The sequence below is a fragment of the Tumidithrix helvetica PCC 7403 genome, assembly GCF_965232925.1.
GTDB lineage: Bacteria > Cyanobacteriota > Cyanobacteriia > Pseudanabaenales > Pseudanabaenaceae > Tumidithrix > Tumidithrix helvetica.
The window spans coordinates 298437-316043 of the sequence record NZ_CBDDRA010000001.1; the positions used below are offsets into that span (position 1 = coordinate 298437).

At 45.1% G+C, this 17607-nt stretch carries 14 protein-coding genes; 5 read left to right on the forward strand and 9 right to left on the reverse strand.

What is annotated here, in order from left to right:
* Positions 1-499: 499 nt before the first annotated feature.
* The gene (locus tag ACP2WE_RS01255; RefSeq protein ID WP_425213786.1) at positions 500-3289 is read right to left on the reverse strand and encodes a CHAT domain-containing protein; all 2790 of its coding nucleotides are present in this window, start codon (positions 3287-3289) and stop codon (positions 500-502) included.
* Positions 3290-3727: 438 nt separating this feature from the next.
* Complete coding sequence (locus tag ACP2WE_RS01260) at positions 3728-4426, reverse strand: FHA domain-containing protein (protein ID WP_425213787.1); 699 nt, start codon at positions 4424-4426, stop codon at positions 3728-3730.
* A 151-nt stretch (positions 4427-4577) separates the two neighbouring features.
* Between ACP2WE_RS01260 and ACP2WE_RS01265 the strand changes: the two genes are divergently transcribed.
* Genes ACP2WE_RS01265 through ACP2WE_RS01275 form a run of 3 tightly spaced genes read left to right on the forward strand, consistent with a single transcriptional unit; the run spans position 4578 to position 5880 of the window.
* Positions 4578-4931, forward strand: coding sequence for a hypothetical protein (locus tag ACP2WE_RS01265; protein ID WP_425213788.1), 354 nt, complete (start codon positions 4578-4580; stop codon positions 4929-4931).
* Positions 4912-5262 carry a YtxH domain-containing protein gene (locus tag ACP2WE_RS01270; protein ID WP_425213789.1) on the forward strand — a complete coding sequence of 117 codons (351 nt, stop codon included), beginning with the start codon at positions 4912-4914 and terminating at the stop codon, positions 5260-5262. The genes ACP2WE_RS01265 and ACP2WE_RS01270 overlap by 20 nt, the downstream gene beginning before the upstream one ends.
* A 33-nt stretch (positions 5263-5295) precedes the next feature.
* Complete coding sequence (locus ACP2WE_RS01275) at positions 5296-5880, forward strand: DUF948 domain-containing protein (protein ID WP_425213790.1); 585 nt, start codon at positions 5296-5298, stop codon at positions 5878-5880.
* Between the two features lie 64 nt (positions 5881-5944).
* On the opposite strand, the gene ACP2WE_RS01280 is transcribed toward ACP2WE_RS01275, so the two are convergent.
* The 3 genes from ACP2WE_RS01280 to ACP2WE_RS01290 all read right to left on the reverse strand — a co-directional run bounded on the left by ACP2WE_RS01280 (position 5945) and on the right by ACP2WE_RS01290 (position 10155).
* Complete coding sequence (locus ACP2WE_RS01280) at positions 5945-6886, reverse strand: ABC transporter ATP-binding protein (RefSeq protein ID WP_425213791.1); 942 nt, start codon at positions 6884-6886, stop codon at positions 5945-5947.
* Between the two features lie 5 nt (positions 6887-6891).
* Positions 6892-7665 carry an ABC transporter permease gene (locus ACP2WE_RS01285; RefSeq protein WP_425213792.1) on the reverse strand — a complete coding sequence of 258 codons (774 nt, stop codon included), beginning with the start codon at positions 7663-7665 and terminating at the stop codon, positions 6892-6894.
* 135 nt (positions 7666-7800) lie between these two features.
* Positions 7801-10155 carry an NACHT domain-containing protein gene (locus ACP2WE_RS01290; RefSeq protein ID WP_425213891.1) on the reverse strand — a complete coding sequence of 785 codons (2355 nt, stop codon included), beginning with the start codon at positions 10153-10155 and terminating at the stop codon, positions 7801-7803.
* A 210-nt stretch (positions 10156-10365) separates the two neighbouring features.
* On the opposite strand from ACP2WE_RS01290, the gene ACP2WE_RS01295 reads away from it, so the two are divergent.
* The gene (locus ACP2WE_RS01295; protein ID WP_425213793.1) at positions 10366-11070 is read left to right on the forward strand and encodes an ROK family protein; all 705 of its coding nucleotides are present in this window, start codon (positions 10366-10368) and stop codon (positions 11068-11070) included.
* A gap of 5 nt (positions 11071-11075) precedes the next feature.
* On the opposite strand, the gene ACP2WE_RS01300 is transcribed toward ACP2WE_RS01295, so the two are convergent.
* From ACP2WE_RS01300 to tig, 4 genes are all read right to left on the reverse strand, one after another.
* The gene (locus ACP2WE_RS01300; RefSeq protein ID WP_425213794.1) at positions 11076-11621 is read right to left on the reverse strand and encodes an NYN domain-containing protein; all 546 of its coding nucleotides are present in this window, start codon (positions 11619-11621) and stop codon (positions 11076-11078) included.
* A gap of 96 nt (positions 11622-11717) precedes the next feature.
* On the reverse strand, positions 11718-13049 hold the full coding sequence (clpX, locus tag ACP2WE_RS01305; protein WP_425213795.1) for an ATP-dependent protease ATP-binding subunit ClpX: 1332 nt from the start codon (positions 13047-13049) through the stop codon (positions 11718-11720).
* Between the two features lie 19 nt (positions 13050-13068).
* Entirely contained in the window at positions 13069-13752 is a 684-nt protein-coding gene (clpP, locus tag ACP2WE_RS01310) for an ATP-dependent Clp endopeptidase proteolytic subunit ClpP (protein WP_425213796.1), read from the reverse strand.
* A 206-nt stretch (positions 13753-13958) separates the two neighbouring features.
* Positions 13959-15494 (reverse strand): trigger factor, encoded by a 1536-nt coding sequence (gene tig, locus ACP2WE_RS01315; protein WP_425213797.1) that lies wholly within the window; start codon positions 15492-15494, stop codon positions 13959-13961.
* Between the two features lie 579 nt (positions 15495-16073).
* Between tig and ACP2WE_RS01320 the strand changes: the two genes are divergently transcribed.
* Positions 16074-17573, forward strand: a complete 1500-nt coding sequence (locus tag ACP2WE_RS01320; protein ID WP_425213798.1) for a hypothetical protein — start codon at positions 16074-16076, stop codon at positions 17571-17573.
* Positions 17574-17607: the final 34 nt, after the last annotated feature.

A 17607-nucleotide genomic window follows, 5' to 3' on the forward strand; every position in this document is an offset into this window, starting at 1 on the left:
CTGTAATTTACCTTGTTGATTTTCTGATATTTTCAGGATAATTTTTGGGATCTTAATCAGGTGAAGACGTGATTTTCATCACAGGGGTTCTATCCGTGTATTCATGGATTGTGCTGCTACCAGAATCTACGATTTTTTGACATCTCATACTAGATAACTGCGCCCAATGTTGCGATCGCGATCGCATGAAATAGGTGGATCGATCGCAAGGACTTTATGAAACAAAGGCGATAGTAGAGAGGTGAAATCTTGGGGTGAAGTTGCTATGGACTGTCGATTCTGCAAAAATTACGATCCAACGGGTAGAGTTGGCGGATATTGCAACTTGTTGCTAGTCCCAGTTGAGGGAAAATGGGCTGCTTGCAAACTCTATTCAGACAAATTCGCGAAAAAAACTTTGACAGCCAACGAGAAACTTACGACGAATTCGATTTTGGCACGCGTGTGATCGAAATATCCTTTCGATCGCATTCCAAACCAGATAAAAACTACTCAATCTTTACAAACCGTTGCCAATCAAGATAAATGGCGACCAGTAGTAAGGATGAGAGAACTGCTTGCCACGAATTAAGTCGATCTGAGCTTGCCTGAGTGCGGATGCCTTACTGCGATCGCCCTGCTTGACATAACCATAAAATGCTTGCATGAGTTTTTGCGTGCCCGCATCGCTAACGCTCCAAAGCGAAGCGATCGCTGACTTTGCCCCTGCCTTCTGAATTTGATAGCCAAAACCTAAGATTTCTACCCCACTGCCTGATTTAACCACTGCAGTTTCACAAGCGCTCAACACGATCAGATCGATATTGGGCATTTTTAGCTCTGAAATCCCTCTGAGGCGAAGGGTATCCCCATTACCAAAGAGAATAAAAGAATTATCGGGGTCGCCCGATTTAAATTCGGCATGGGTAGCAAGATGGAGAATGTTGTAATTGGGTAGTTGACCTTCGGTAGCTTGACGGCTAAAGTTGGTTTCTGTTAAAGCCTTAGAGTTTTCGATCGATTTGCCAATCTCAGAAACTTCTACAAGGCTTGCAGGCAAGGCATTTTGTCCAAATAGCTTTTCACCTTTTTTGCCACCAAAGGCTCCTGCGAGAACACTGGGTTGTTTACTGACCTTGGGTGTAAAGTCGGTGAGAATATAGGCGATCAGGTTATTGACGGCGTAGTTTTCGATCAGGAACTGTTTGCCATCGTAGAGCGCAGTGAGGGGAACATAGCGCAACTTTCCATCAGGGGCATAGAGAATGGTCGTAGTTTTGGCATTCTTGAGGTCAGCTTCGACGGGCTTAATCAGAATGTCGTAGAGTTTTTTTGCAGGTTCGAGAAATCCGTCATCACTGGGGTCTTTCCTCCCTTCGACGAGTCCGTTTTTAAAATCAGTAACGAGTTTCTCTAGATCGTCTTTTTTGATATTGACGGAACGGTGGATGGCGGGAGTATTGGCAGCAAAGAGGATGATTTCAATGCGATCGCTGAGGATGAGGGGATAGAGAAGAGCAGTACCTTGAGGGAACTGTTGCAAATAGTCGGGTGGTTTGTCGATTTCTGATTTTGGTAATTGTTGAATCTGGTTGGCAAGTTTTTGATTGAGTTCGGGGATTTTTTCGTAGCTAATCGCTGATAGCTGACTGCTCATCGCTTTCTCTGGCTCTAAAAGCCTGATGCCTTGAGAGGTTCTGTCGTTGCCTTTGATGTTTTTGAGATAGTCGTCGAGTTCTTGGACTTTGAGTAAGTCAAGAACCTGTAATGCTTCGATGACGCGCCCTTGTTTGAGTAATAGCTCGATAAGCCGTTTATAGCTACCAGAGACAGTTTCTAAATAGGATTTTTGTTCTGATTTATCAAGTTTGCGAATGTCTTTACGGATAGATTCGTGTACGTTAACCGATTGTTTGTAGTATAAAATGGCCAGTTCTGACTGATTCTGGAAAGCAAATAAATAGCCCAGATTATTAAGCGAAAATCCTTCGCCATGCCGATTGCCAGTTTGCTTAAAGATGGCTAATGATTGCTGATAGAAATCTATTGCTTTCTGGTGCTGCCCAAGTCTGACGTATTCATTACCCAGATTGTTAAGGGACATCCCTTCACCGTAGCGATTGTCGATTTGCTTAAAGATGGCTAATGATTGCTGATAGAAATCTATCGCTTTATGGTACTGCTCTAAGCTACTGTAAGCCAAACCTAAATTATTGAGCGAAAGTCCTTCACCGTAGCGATTGCCAGTTTGCTTAAAGATGGCTAATGATTGCTGATAGAAATCTATCGCTTTATGGTACTGACCTAGAGCACTGTAATCATTACCTATACCTATGAGCGAATATCCTTCACTGTTGTGGTTTCCAGTTTGATTAAAGATGGCTAATGATTGCTGATGGAAATCTATCGCTTTATGGTATTGACCTAGTATATTGTAAGCATCACCCAGACCTATGAGCGAAAGTCCTTCACCGTAGCGATTGCCAGTTTGCTTAAAGATGGCTAATGATTGCTGCCAGAAATCTATCGCTTTATAGTACTGACCTAAAGTGCTGTAACTATTCCCTAGATTGACAAGTGACCATCCTTCGCCATCGCGATTGCCAATTTGATTAAAGATAGCTAATGATTCCTGTAATAAATCAACCGCCTTTTGCAACTGTCCTAGATAGTTATATGCACTACCTAGACCGATAAGCGCATATCCTTCATCCTTACGATTTCCGATCTGTTTGGCGATCGCTAAGGATTGCTGACTGTAATCTATTGCTTTTTGGAACTGTCCTAAAGAACCGTACGCATAGCCTAGACCAAAGAGGGAGTATACTTCACCACTACGATCTCCGATCTGTTTGGCGATCGCTAAGGATTGCTGAAAAAAAACAAATGCTTTTTGGAACTGTCCTAGATAGTTATATGCACTGCCTAAACCGATGAGCGAATATACTTCACCAGTGCGATCTCCGATCTGTTTGGCGATCGCTAAGGATTGCTGAAAAAAAACAATCGCTTTTTGGTGCTGTCCTTGATAGTTATTTGTACAGCCTAAAACGATGAGCGTATTTCCTTCACTTTTACGATTATCGCTCGATCGATAGATATCCAATGCTGATTGGCATAACTGCAAGGCTTCCTGATACTGACTCTTTGCAAGCTGCTGATTTCCCACCTTGAGCAATCGATCTGCCTCTGCCTTACGGTCTTGTGTTGTTTGTGCTTGGGCAGTCAAAAAAGGCAAATCGGTTTGGCATAGGATGGCAAACAGACCAGTTATCACAACAAACGACAGTGAGTAGATCCGTGAAGCCATTACATCACCTTTGAGGTTGCCTCACAATTGTACATTTCCCATCCAAAAACACGAAACAAAAGCGATCATTTTAGGGGCTAAGCATCCCCGCAGATATTTACGCATTTCACCAAGATCGTCAAATGGGAATGCTTTGCCCAAAACTCCACAACGCAGAAACAATTTGTGATAGACAGAGGGTTTTGCATTTGCAGATTAAGGTTTTGGGGATGAGTTTAGAAATAGTGACGCAAATGCAAAACCCCTACAGGTAATTGGCGATCGCAAAAAATGGTGACAAATCATTTGGAATTTGATGCGATCGCGCTGAATTTATCTGTGGTGATATCTGCACAGGTTGGGATGAATTCTAAAAATCTAGCGATCGCGATGAAAGCACAAAAAATCCTACAGGTTAGGCATTTTGCCCAACCAGACAGCTACGCTTCGAGCGCTACTTTAGACGCTGGGAGTATTGGGAGGAATGCGGTTATTTTCATAGGCAAATCTGACAATTTGAGAGCGATTTTCTAGATTTAATTTCGTCATAATGCTACTCAAATGGGTCTGCACAGTGCGAGGGCTAATCTGCAACCGTTTGCCAATTTCTTTGTTGGTAAAACCCTGTACGACCTGCCAGAAAACCCTACTTTCTGAGGGGGTTAAACCAGAGCTAGTCACAGGTGCAGTAGGTTGATAAAACAGCCGCAAATTATCTGGAACGGCACGATGATGCTCGCGCTTATGGGGTGAATAAAAGTCCATTTCTGTCTTGCCAATCATCAGGCGATCGCCATTTTTTAGCAAGATCGGTAGCGTCACTCTCTGGCCTCTTACAAACGAACCATTCTGGCTACCCAAATCGACTAAATAAAAGCTGCCTTGATCGTGATGGGAGTTGCGGTTTCTCAGATCGCCTCTGACTAAAGGATCGATCGCCTCACTATTTTTAGATGAACCAACAATCTGTAAAGTCGCATGATTGCGAGATACCCATTTATCAGTTAACACAATCGAGTTGTTATAATCCCTGCCAATTGTCCAAAAATCAACATTGGTTAAAGGGATCATCTGTTGCCCATCTACAGCATGGATAATGAGATGGGGAAATGGATGTAAAAGGGCTACTGAACTATCAGACAATTTTCTAGTTTGCATCTCAACTATGTGTCAATATAACCTAACTATATTGTCGGACGTTTAAGCAGATTTGGGGTTCCAAATCAAGGATTCAGGTTTTTTCCTGATTTTATCTGTCATTTGACTATCGTTTTGTAGCGATTCGGTTAAGTAAATATTTACAAAAGTTATGATCTGGATTGTTATTACGATAAATTTATTATTAAGTGCGGGATTGCTTTGGGCAACACGACAAATTTGGTTACTGCGATCTGCTTTTATTGCCACGGTAAGAAAAGTAGATGGCTGGGAAGCTTCTTGTCACAAAGGTTTGTCTGTATCACCTCCTGCAATTATGACTGGTCAAAAAGGGGCTACGACAGCTAAGCAAAAATATCAAGCTCTCGTGGCGCAGCTACAGAAAGTAGAGATGGTTTTGTTTGCTTTTAGTCGTTTCCAAGCAACGGTAAAGGGATTGTGGAGCCGACCTCGAAAATCCCGCATATCAAGAAGGAATGAACAATATGGCAAACGGCGCAGGTAAATTTTTAGGTGGTTTGTTGATTGGTGGCACCATTGGGGCAGCCGTGGGATTATTGTTTGCTCCGCGTTCGGGCAAAGAAACGCGGCAACTCCTCCGCAAATCGGCAGACGATCTACCCAAGATTGCCGAAGAAATTGGTTCTAATGTACAGTACCAAGCAGATCGGTTTACGGAAACCGCACAACGCACGATTGACGATGCCATGCAACGCTTGCAAGAAGCGATCGCTGTAGGGCAAGAAGCCAGTACCAAACTGCGCCAAGAACTTGATTATTCCGTCAGCCCTGCTCAGCCCAATTTGAGAAATGCGACACAGGAAGATGAAGATTAGATATTTTTTCACTGACCATTGATCCCAACCCCTATGGCAGAGCCAATATTCTGGTTAGCATTATCATTTTTGCTGGTGGCAGTTTGCCTCACAGCACTACTTTTGACAGCGATCCCTGCATTTCAGGAACTGGCAAGGGCAGGACGGAGTGTGGCAAGGTTAGCAGAGACGCTTTCACGGGAGCTACCACCCACCCTCGAAGCCATTCGCTTGACTGGTTTAGAAATCAGCGAACTCAGTGACGAACTCAACCAAGGGGCAAAAAGTGCTGGTGAAGCAGTAAAACAGGTGAATGACAGCATTAAAGGTGTGAAAAAGGGTGCTGTCAATGTGACTGTGGCAACGAAAAGTGCGTTTGCGGGGTTCAAAGCAGGTTGGAAATCGTTTAGCAAACCTAAGCGATCGCCTCGTCGGAATGCACCAACTGCTGAGGAGGCAAATCGCATCAAGCAGTTACCCCCTGCGCCGCAAGCACCTACAAACCCAGAAATTACGAGCACTCGTCGTCCAGATCTTTTAGAAGTTATAGAAGATGGCGTGTCAAACACGCAGCCATCGATCGACGCTCAGTCAGCCCCACCCAGTTCTGAAAATGGCACGGATAAAGGTAATAGCTAATCTTTCACTAGAATTGCATTGGCAAGGTTAAGGGTTGGCACAGAGGGATGGGAGAGATCGGGACTTAGGAATTTTGTTTGTTGAAAATTTCTTTCCCATCCATGCTTTTCTCACCCATGCTTTGGGTGACTTCGACATAGATATGTTCTAGACTGACGGGCTGTCGCACGATCGAATCAAGAGGGATGCCATCAAAGCAGTTGATAATCTCCTTGAGTTCCACGGTCTTGGGCATCCAAAAGGCAAGGTCTCGACCGTAGCGACGGTGAGGAAATCCGAGTTCTTTGCCCCTTGCGATCGCGAGGTCTTCAACTGGCGTACAGATCGTGACCACTTCCTTGGCTGGAACCCACTGGCGCAGTGATTCCATGCTGCCCTCAGCCAAGAGTTTCCCCTGTTTGATAATGCCAATACGTTGACAGAGGCGTTCTGCCTCGTCCAGCATATGGGTCGTGAGCAGCACCGTAATCTCCTGCTGGCTGAGGTTGCGAATCAGATCCCAAACTTCATAGCGGGTTTCAATATCGAGACCCGTAGTGGGCTCATCTAGCACCACCAACTTGGGTTGATGCACTAGGGCGATCGCAACGCTCAATCGTCGTTGCATTCCACCGCTGAGGTTTTCAGCCAGACTGCTAGCTCGATCTAACAGTCCCACTGACTTTAAGCAGGTTTGGATGCTTTGCTTACATTTATTGCCTCTGAGTCCGTAAATCTGAGCAAAAAAGCAGAGATTTTCCTCACAGGTGAGGCTACCATAAAATAAATTTTCTTGGGGCGCTACGCCAATCTCGGCGCGAGTAGCCAGTGAAACGGGGCGATTATCCAACTGAACAGTGCCACTGTCCGCGCTTAGCAGCCCGCACAAAATATTGATCGTCGTGGTTTTGCCTGCGCCATTGGGCCCTAGCAAACCATAAACTTCACCGCGTTTGAGATGGAAGCTGAGGTCTTGCAGAACCCGTTTCTTGCCATAGGACTTACTCAGTTTGTCAACTTGTAGCACAGGCTTTATAGTCTCCTTTCGCCTATGAGCATACGTTGATAAGATAACCATCCCAAAATCACCATTGCCACGGCAAAGACGCTCAAAAAGGCATAATGGTTGGCGATCGCTTCTAACCCATCGCCATTGACGACGACCCCATATAAGGCTTCATTCATGTGATAGATCGGATTAAATTCGGCTAAGCTCAGCAACACGGGGGGGAAAACAGATACAGGAAAAAACGATCCACCTAAAATCAACAGGGGGACGCCAAAGGCTGCGACGAGGGAATTGACATCTTCGGTGCGCCGCGCAAATTGCGTTCCTAGCAAAAAGCCCAATCCGACATAGGCTAAAATCCCCAATAAAATAATGCTCCCTGCCAATAGGATCGAGCCTTTGATCCACGAACCTTGAGAAACGACGATCGTAAAAACCAACAAGACCTGTCCTAGGGCGATCGCCCCATGGGCGACAAAAATTCCGAGAAAATAAGAAATCCCGCTTAAAGGCGATAAAAATAAGCGTTTGAGCGTGCGTTGTTCGCGCTCCGAGACCACGGTTGCCACAGCGCCCCCCAAGCAGCTAAAGAAAAGCGCCGATCCCATCAGGGTGGGCGGTGCTGCCTGCTCTATGCCTTGCGCGATCGGAAACTTTCCGCGTTCTGCCAAAATCAGCCCATTAATTACCAAAATTGAAATGGGAAAGACTACCCAGAATACTAGACTGCGCTTGCGCCGCCATAACTCCAGCAAGATGCGCTGTGCTACAGCATGCGTTTCATACCAATATTTCATCACGGAAAATAACTGCTTAGCCTAGATTCAGAAACCAGTACTGGAGAACAAAAACATACTAAGTATATATCCTAGACTCTTCTCGGACTGACAGGATCCAAACGCTAAGGCTTGGGGATCGATTTCGATGCATTCCTAACCTTGCAAAATGGTTTGGTCGTCATCGTGGGGTAATCGAGATGCAAATAAGGAAGATTCAATATTTTCTCGTATAGTCGGATCTATGTAGGGACAAGCATTGAGACAATCAGCCAAAAGTTTATTGGCATCATGGTACTGTCGCAGAAGAGCGAGCTGTGACTCGCTAAATTCCCAGTCTTGTATGCCTTTACGATGCTGAATGATCACTTCCCGTAACTGTTTTGACCACTCTAAGCCTCTTGCTTGCCACCATTGAGCAAATTTTTCGCGATCGCGCCCCAGATCTGGAAGTTTTTGCCTCAGTTTAGCCAGAGCTTTACCAAGTTGCGGATCTAGAGCCGAAGCAAGTTGCAAAATCGGGTAACTGACAAAATAAAGCGCAAGATCGAGGTTTAGGGCAAGGGTAATTGCTTGATCGACATCTATGCCAGTGTCTGTATGCATTTCACCCTCCCTATGCATTGCTCGCATCTGTGCGCGTTCTAAAGAACGGGAATGGGCAATATCAAGGGCGCGGGCGCGATCGAGCGTGCGGGTTTTCTCTAGATCGAGATCGAGATAAAAGGCTTTGACGGCGACTAGTTTAAAGGGCGACTTGAGATAAAGCACTTGTTGGCTTACCCAAGCCAAAAATTGCTGAATTTTGGGCTCGTTGGCAACCATGGATTCGGCATAGTTTTGAATTGCTCGGATCAGTTCTTCTGGTGCTATAGCCATACTGACTACGATCGCGATCGCATCATGCCAACGGCGATCGCCCAAGTGCCGCCACAAATATTTGAGTGCAGCAGGATTCTTACTAGTGGCTATTTTGTGGGCGACAAGCGAGGCTTGTAAAGCCCGATCGGAAAAAGAGAAGATGTCCTTTGCTGGTTCTACAATTAACCCATGCTGTATTTTGAAGATTTCTAGCCAATCACTGCTATCGATCGCCTGATTTAGATTGACTCTGATCTTAAAGGTTTGAATTTCTTGTTCTAACTGGGCGCGATCCCAAAAATATCCATGGCGGTCAAGCGCCGCGATCGCTAAATGTCCTAGCAGTGCCTTTTTCTCGCTTGTCTGGGGAGCGCCATCGGGAATATCGATTTTGGTCGCTTGCCAATCTTGCAGCAAAAGATCTAAAACTTCACGGTAGAAACCAAATTCATTCAATTGCCTCGATTGCTGAAACGCTAAACAGATTTGGGAAAGTACAAGAGGGCTACTCGCGAGCTCTTTAAGGAGCGGTTTTTGATCGATAAATTGCATAAGTTGGTCGAATTCATTTGAGGTTTGTTTTTTTCGATTCGTACTTGTGCTAGGGTTTCGATCGCCATTTACTTGAAACCATTTCGTTGCAAATCTGTAAACTTGCAAAACGTCAAAGTCGGCTAGTTCAAAAGTAGTAAATTGTTCGAGCAGATGGGTGTGATTAGAACTGCGAGAGGCGATCGCCCACTGATGTTGAGGAAAGCGATCGGCAAGTTGACTAATTTTCCCTATGACACTGCGTCTCGCGAGATTGCTGACATCGTCTAATTCGTCACACAGCAGCAATAATTTGCCATGGCGCAGCAAATGTTCGCTTGATTGGTTATTTTCTACGCCATAGTTAGCCAATTGTTGGGCAATATACTGAGCTAGGCTGATTGGCGCTCCCGTAAAGTCTAAATTTGCAAATTCTCGGGCAAATTCTCGAAGTGATAGAAAAACTGGCACGCGATCGGGGCAAAAATCTCCAGCAATGCAAGCCAACGCCAAATATTTGAGTAAGATGGTTTTGCCTGCGCCTAATCTGCCTAAGATTGTGAGTTTATGATGTTTTTGAGCGATTTCTAAGGCGGGAGTTGTGGGAACTTGCCGTCGCCAACTCTCAAAACTGCTAGAACTTTCATCCTTAAGCAGTTCATCGATACTCAGTCGTCTTTGACTGGGGATCTGGGCAAAGAATTTGGGAGCTGTGTAAATATCCCGAAGTTTCAGTGGTTCAGCCATTCCAAGTACGCGTAAGCGATCGCATTGCCTTTGAATCGATTCGCGGATGCTTTGTCGTACCTCTTGAACAATCTGCTCGGAGTTGAGCGTTGGAACGCTTTGAGGATCGCTTTGAAGATTTGCTGAAGGACTTACCGATGGGGATGGTTGGGGAGCATGATTGGGCGATCTCAAATTGACCCCCAATCTCTGACATACACTTAAAAAAGTATGCGAATCGACGGATTCGCCACGAAAAAACTTTTCTACCAATTCTGCCGAGAGTCCCATTTCCTCTGCTAGCTTGAGAGGTGTATAGCCTTTTTGCTTGAGTACTGTACTGGCGATGTTAAGAATTTCGGCAGGGGCACGCAGCGATCGCTCTATCGTCATAGTCAACTTTGCATAGGGTAAACAAGAAATGCGACCAATTCGACCTACTATCGCTATCCTAAATCATTTGAGATGTTCTTGTAGTGTCAATGGTTGGCTTCAACGGAGGAGTGAAAATTTTGGAAACTGCCAGATTCTCAAATCAATTGTGAATTAACGCCTGTAGACTGCCAAAATACATCATGCGCATAAGTGACCATAATTGAAACAATGCTGAGTCTCGAACAGAAATTAACCCTAGCAGTTGATGTGGGTGGCAGTGGTATCAAAGCGATCGTCTTGGATGCAAATGGCGTGCCTAAAACCAGTCGGGTGCGACTAGAAACCCCTAAACCTGCCAAACCTGACGCAGTGATTGACGTAGTTGTTCAGCTAGCTGCAATGCAAGGCGAATTCGATCGCGTGTCCGTAGGCTTCCCTGGTGTCGTGCATGGGGGTGTGACGAAGGGCGCAATCAATCTCGATCCAGACTGGGACAATTTTGACTTAAAAACGGTTCTAACCGAAAAGCTGAGTAAACCCGTGCGCATTGCCAATGATGCCGACGTTCAGGGTTTAGGTGCGATCGCGGGCAAAGGGGTAGAACTCGTTGTGACCTTGGGAACGGGCTTTGGTTCGTCAATCTTTGTGGACGGTAAGTTATTACCCAATTTAGAAATGGGACAGCATCCATTTCGCGGTAGCGATACCTACGAACAACGACTGGGGCAGGCAGCCCTAGATAAAGTCGGTGAAAAAACTTGGAATCGTCGATTAGTCAAAGCGATCGCTTCTCTCTACCACCTGTTCAACTATGACTATCTCTATATTGGTGGCGGTAATGCCAAAAAAATTACGATCCAGCTACCTGAGAATGTCAAAATTGTGTCGAATAAGCTGGGCTTGTTAGGTGGAATTGCGCTTTGGAAAGACTAGCAGTTTCAATCTAAGCTTTCACGCAACTTTGCCAAACGTTCTTTTGTCTCGAGATCGATCCGATTTCCTAGTAGCTTTTTCGTATCTTGGGCTTGGGCTTTCTGGCGATGCTTCACTGATTTGAAGGTAATTTCTACTTCTTGCTGCAAAGCTAGCGCAGACATCCACTCAGCACCAAAGCCGATCGCAGTCAATTGTTGGGCGCGATCTGAGGTCACCACAATGATGCGTTTGAGGTGGCGCATCGGATCGCGATAAAACTGCCCGCAGGCTTTCTCGATATAGGTATCGGCAGTCTGTTTATGCTCGGTATAGTGAAGCTTTAGATGTTTTGTCAGTTTCTCTGTTTTGCCCGCTGTGTCAAGGTTATAGGCATCAAATACCACCGTGGTTTTGTAACCATGATAAGCACTAAAGTTAATCATGGTTTCGATCAGTTCAGAGCGGGCTGACTCAAAGCCTACAGCATCGCGCATAGCTTGTAGTCGTTGCCAAACCCCGATGACGTTGTAGCCGTCAACCAACATGACGGGCGGGTAATGAGGAGGCATAGAAACAAGCTGGAAGTGGCTGATCCCATTGTGACATCGATCGCGATGTCATGAGATAGCAACTCCTGATGCATCAATAGCCCTTATTCGCCGAACTTAGGCAGACTCTGGTTTTGGTAACACCGAGGGGTGGGGAATAATCTCAGCCGTAGAGAGCTTTTCGACCATTTCGCGGGTAATCACACAGCGGCTGACATCTTTACGAGAGGGCACCTCATACATGACGTCTAGCATTAACTGCTCGACGATGCCTCTCAAAGCTCTGGCTCCTGTTTTGCGTCGATAGGCTTCCTTTGCGATCGCGACGATCGCATCGGCATGAAACTCTAGCTGGACGTTATCCATGCGGAGCAATTTTTGATATTGCTTGACAAGCGCACTACGAGGTTCTGTAAGAATGGACGTTAACGCACCTTCATCTAGGGGATCGACGACAGCGGTTACAGGAATGCGGCCGATAAATTCTGGAATCATGCCAAACCTGACAATATCTTCGGGCTGGACGTGTTTGAGAATATCTGCCGTGCGCTTTTCCTTAGGCAGGGTTTCTCCTTGCTGAATGAAGCCCATCGACTTCTTGCCAATGCGTTGTTCTACAGCTTTGTCTAGACCAACAAAAGCCCCACCACAGATAAACAGAATGTTTTTGGTGTCAATTTGAATGCAATCTTGATAGGGATGCTTGCGCCCTCCCTGCGGTGGCACATTGGCGATCGTACCTTCTAACATTTTGAGCAAGGCTTGTTGTACGCCCTCACCCGAAACATCGCGGGTTATGGAGGTGTTTTCACTTTTTCGCGCAATCTTGTCGATTTCGTCAATGTAGATAATGCCCCGTTGTGCTTCCTCTACATCCAAGTCTGCTACTTGCAGCAAGCGTAAAAGAATATTCTCGACATCTTCGCCGACATAACCAGCTTCCGTGAGTGTGGTGGCATCAGCGACCGCAAAGGGAACATCTAGCATCTCAGCTAGGGTCTGGGCAAGCAGCGTTTTTCCACATCCAGTTGGCCCGATCAATAAAATATTCGACTTTTGCAGTTCAACACCATCTTCATTATTAGGCTTACCTGAAGATTGTAAAAAGCTGAGACGCTTATAGTGGTTATAGACTGCCACCGATAAAACCTTTTTGGCTTCATCTTGACCAATGACATTCTCATCTAAGTAGCGTTTGATGTCACGGGGCTTAGGAATTTGACTGAGATTGAGGGGCTTGGGTTTACGTTTTTCAGCGGGTGATTCTTTGCTGCGTGGCGGGGCTTGGGGCGAGGTGCCATTAAATAGCTCCTCATCCAAAATCTCATTACAGAGGTCTACACACTCATCACAGATATACACACCAGGTCCTGCAATGAGCTTGCGTACCTGCTCCTGTGATTTACCACAGAACGAACATTTGAGATGGGAGTCATATTTACTGGGCATAATAGCTATCTCACTATGGCTATGCTAGGGATAGGGCTGGTTGGGGCACGGTCGGCTTACTTAAAACTTGGTCTATTAGACCATACTGTTGTGCTTCTAGGGGAGACATAAAGAAATCTCGCTCTGTATCTTGCTCAATCCGCTCTAAGGGCTGACCTGTATGTTCTGCCATCAGGGCATTAAGCGTGCGTTTGTGGTACAGAATTTCTTTAGCTTGAATCTCAATGTCCACGGCTTGTCCTCTCGCTCCACCTAAGGGCTGGTGGATCATGATTCGAGCATTGGGTAGAGACATGCGCTTGCCCTTTGTACCAGCAGATAATAAAAATGCCCCCATACTAGCAGCAATACCCATACAGATCGTACTGACATCTGGTCTCACATGCTTGATGGTGTCATAGATTGCCATCCCTGCTGTTACCGATCCGCCAGGGGAGTTGATATAGAGGTAAATATCACGCTCGGCATCTTCGGCTTCTAAAAACAATAGCTGTGACATGATCACATTGGCAACGGAGTCATCCACTTGGCTACCAAGAAAAACAATACGCTCTCGTAGTAGACGTGAAAAAATGTCAAAAGCTCTTTCGCCTCTGCCTGATTGTTCTATCACCATAGGAACGACTTCATTGGTGGTCAAACTGGCAAGCGAACCATGGGAGTTTATTGAACCGATCGCGTTAGTCAGTTGCGACGGATTCATTTGTGAGACTAAATGTGGAGCTATGTATTGGGATTGGAACATAATTTCACGCTATCTATGCAAAAAAGCTGAGTTTTAACCTTTGAGTGTTGTGTTTGGGCTTGATTTTGGCGTAGCAGTTTTGGAGTTATTATGACTCAAAATATCTAAACTTAAATCAAGCCATTCAACCGAGTCCGAATCTTGGTGTGATTTACAATCTAACCTTACTCATTTGTAGCATTTTTTGCGGCTTGCTTGTCTGCCTTAGCCTTGCCTTTCCCTTTAGTGATACTTGGTGTAGGTACAGGTTCAACGCTCTCAGTCGTTTCACTCTCGGGAGCTACGGTTTCAGAAGCCACATCGATTATGGCATTGCTGCTAGTTGCCTCTGAACCTGCTTCGAGGTTGGCTTCGACATCTGAACTTGGCTCTACTTCAGGTTTGAGAGAACCTTCTGGCACAAGTTCAATTGTGGCTTTTTCAGTCAACCACTCTAAAACTTTTTCTGTAACCAGTTCGTCTTCTACGACTTCTCTTAGTCTAACAGGATCGACATTGTTGTCTTGAACCGATTGCTTGATTTCCTCTGCGCGTGCGGCGATCGCATCTTCAGGAACGGTGACGCTTTCTAGTTTTGCGACTTCAGCCAGAGCCAGAGTACGTTTTAGGCGCACGATCGCTTCGGGTTCGTTGATCCGTCGCATTTCTTTCACCAGTTCAGGCGTAAACAATTGCTTGGCAAACTTTGGATCGATCTGCCTTTGGAGATACATTGCCTGTTGCTGCACCAAGAAATTAACTTCTTGCTTGATCAAGCTCGCAGGTAAGTCCACTTCAAGTTCAGCCACCAATGCTTGCAAAATTGCATTTTCCTTGTTTGCCTTTGTTTTTTCTTCGGCTTCATCGAGAATGCGCTTTTCTAAAAATTCGCGCAACTCAGCGATCGTTTCCTTTTCACTGATGGACTGGGCAAATTCATCATCTAATGCAGGCAGTTCTCTTGCCTTTAAATCTTTGAGAGTGACTACATATTTAATCTTTTTCCCTACATACTCTTCAGGGTAGTAATCTTCGGGAAAAACTGACTCAATTTCGATGGTTGCGTCAAGCGCTACTCCGATCAGGTTTTGCACGACGACAGGAATGTAATCGTTTTCATTGACATCGACCTGAATACCATCTTCACTGGCATCTGCAATCTCTTCACCCGTTTCTAAGTCAATGACTTTGAGATCGATCGTTGCAACATCATCAAGTTGTGCGCCTCTATTTTCCACAGGCACGAGCGTTGACTTTCTAACTTGATAGTCATGCAGTGTTTTATCAACTTGGGTCAGATCGGCTTCAATTTTTTCTGCCTTAACTTCAAAGCCTTGATATTTGTTTAATTTGACCTCTGGCTGGACATCAATGGCAGCTTTAAACTGTAAGTCTTGACCGGGTGCAAATTGCTTGATCAATTCTTCGATATCTGAAACGAGTTCAAAGCCCCCAATCGCTTTGAGATCTTTTTGCTCCGCTAAAGCTTTTTGTAATGTGTCTTCTATCAGTTCTTCCAAGACACTAGCATTGATCTGTTGGACACCAACTTGACGCAAAATTAGCTGCTTAGGGGCTTTACCTTTGCGAAACCCTGGCACCTGCATCGTCTGCGTGAGTTTCTTTACCATGCGATCGTAGATCGCTTGCGACTTGGCTCCCTCGACTTCGATATCAAAACCAACTTGGCTGGCGGGGAGTTTTTCTAAAGTAACCTTCATTAAATTTGCTCAGATCTTAACAACATGACTCAAGCCAGTGTACGTGGCAAGTCCCTAGATTATATATGACGCATACTCAAGTTTAGGTTCTATCTGGGGCGTGAAGCCGAGATTTCACGATCGATACGCCATGGATTCTATGGTTGCTCAAGGTTAGGGCGATCTAGTAAGCATTTTAGGATCGGTGGCGATCGCATCACAGATATTAAAACTTTTAACAAACCGTTAAGATTGATATAGAAAAATCAGTCTTTCACAAAAAAGAATAAACGCTTTAATATCTAGATTGAGGTGAGCTATCTCTAGGCGGTACATAAGCAAAAGCAGTGAAATCCTCATCCTAAAATCTCCTTGCCTTGGGAAATGTGATTGATTGCCCGACTTATCTGTTGTTCTGGATAACTCTCTTAGAAACTCCTAAAGGTCTATGGGCTTGGATTCACATTCGCTAAATTCACATTAGTAAATGGCTCAGAATTATGCTTGTGAAGCAAGTGGTGAAATTCTTGATAGATATCCATAGCTCTAGAAACTAGCTTTGATGCGAAAAACCACAAATATTCAGAATCATTAAATCTTGTGTCCATTGACCTAAAACGCAAACAGCCTTTCGACCCAACTCCACGTCCTGGCTTGGGTTTTGGGAATTTTCGTCAAATTTGTGAGAATGGCTTTGGCGACGGGCATAATAGCTACGCTCATTCAATGATTTGGTTTAAAGATCGCTTGTATGTGGGTACTACCCGCTCAAACTCCTGCATGCTTAAGTTGACTACGCAAGTGCTAACAGGCGGGTTGAGTAACTTAGAAATTTGGCCAGTCGATTGTCCAGACAGTGTCGATGAACTTTACAAACTGGATCGACGAGCGCAAATATGGCGCTATTGCCCACTAAAACAGCAATGGCAACAAGTATTTCGTTCTCCTATGGTTTTGGGTACAGATGGTACCGAACTGTCTCGCGATATTGGATATCGGGCAATTGCTGTTTTTCAGGGGGAGTCCGATCCAGAGCCAGCCCTCTATGTAGGTACATGGTCGGCAGGTCGGGGACCTGGTCCATTAGTGATGCGATCGCTGGACGGAGAAAATTTTACAGTTGTTTCCGAATACGGCATTGTTGGTTTGCCAATTACTACGACTCGACTTCTGATTCCCTTTAAAAATCGGTTGTTTACTTCTCCCACAGCGGCTAAGGGAGGTAAAATGAACACTTCTGGCGTTCCAGTGATTTATGAAAGTCGAGATCCTGCAAAAGGCAAATGGCAACCAGTTAGCCTGCCGGGTTTTGGTGAAGAAGAAAATTTAGGCACATTTTCTCTCTGTACGTTCGAAGATTGGCTCTATGCAGGTACAGTTAACAATCAAGGATTTCAGATTTGGCGTACAGATGGTACGGGCGATCCTCCTTATAAATGGGAGAAAGTCATGGAACAGGGTGCCTATCGTGGCTCTTTAAACCAAATTGCTGTGAGTTTGCAACCATTTAAAGGTGCATTGTATATTGGGTCGGGCATTCAAAACGGTGGGTACGATCTAATCAATAAGATTGGACCTGCAGCTGCAGAATTGATCCGTATTTTCCCAGACGGTCAATGGGATTTGATCGTTGGTTCTGCTCGAAAAACACCTGATGGAGAAAAAAAGCCTTTGAGCGCGCTCTCGCCTGGTTTTGGCAACTTGTTTAATGGCTACTGCTGGCGTATGGGTGTTTACGATGGTTGGCTATATGTGGGGACATATGATGCCAGTGGGTTTTTACCCTGGACATTTGTTGATAAATTACAAGACCCAGGTCGTCGTTTACTTTCCCAAGTTGGAGTAGAAAAGCTAGTGAAAAACGTTGGATTTGAGTTATGGCGTAGTTGGGATGGAGAGAACTGGTTACCCGTCAACAAGAAAGGGTTTGACAATCCTTACAATGTAGGGATTCGTAATTTGGTTCCTACTCCTTACGGCTTATTTGTCGGTACTGCCAATGCATATGGTCCAAGAGTAGCCGTTCGAGAAGATGATAAGTGGGTTTATGTTGACAATCCCCGTGGTGGTTGCGAAGTTTGGCAAGGTTTTATAGATTAGTCTTCTCAATTCTGAAACTTAATTTGGTTTGACT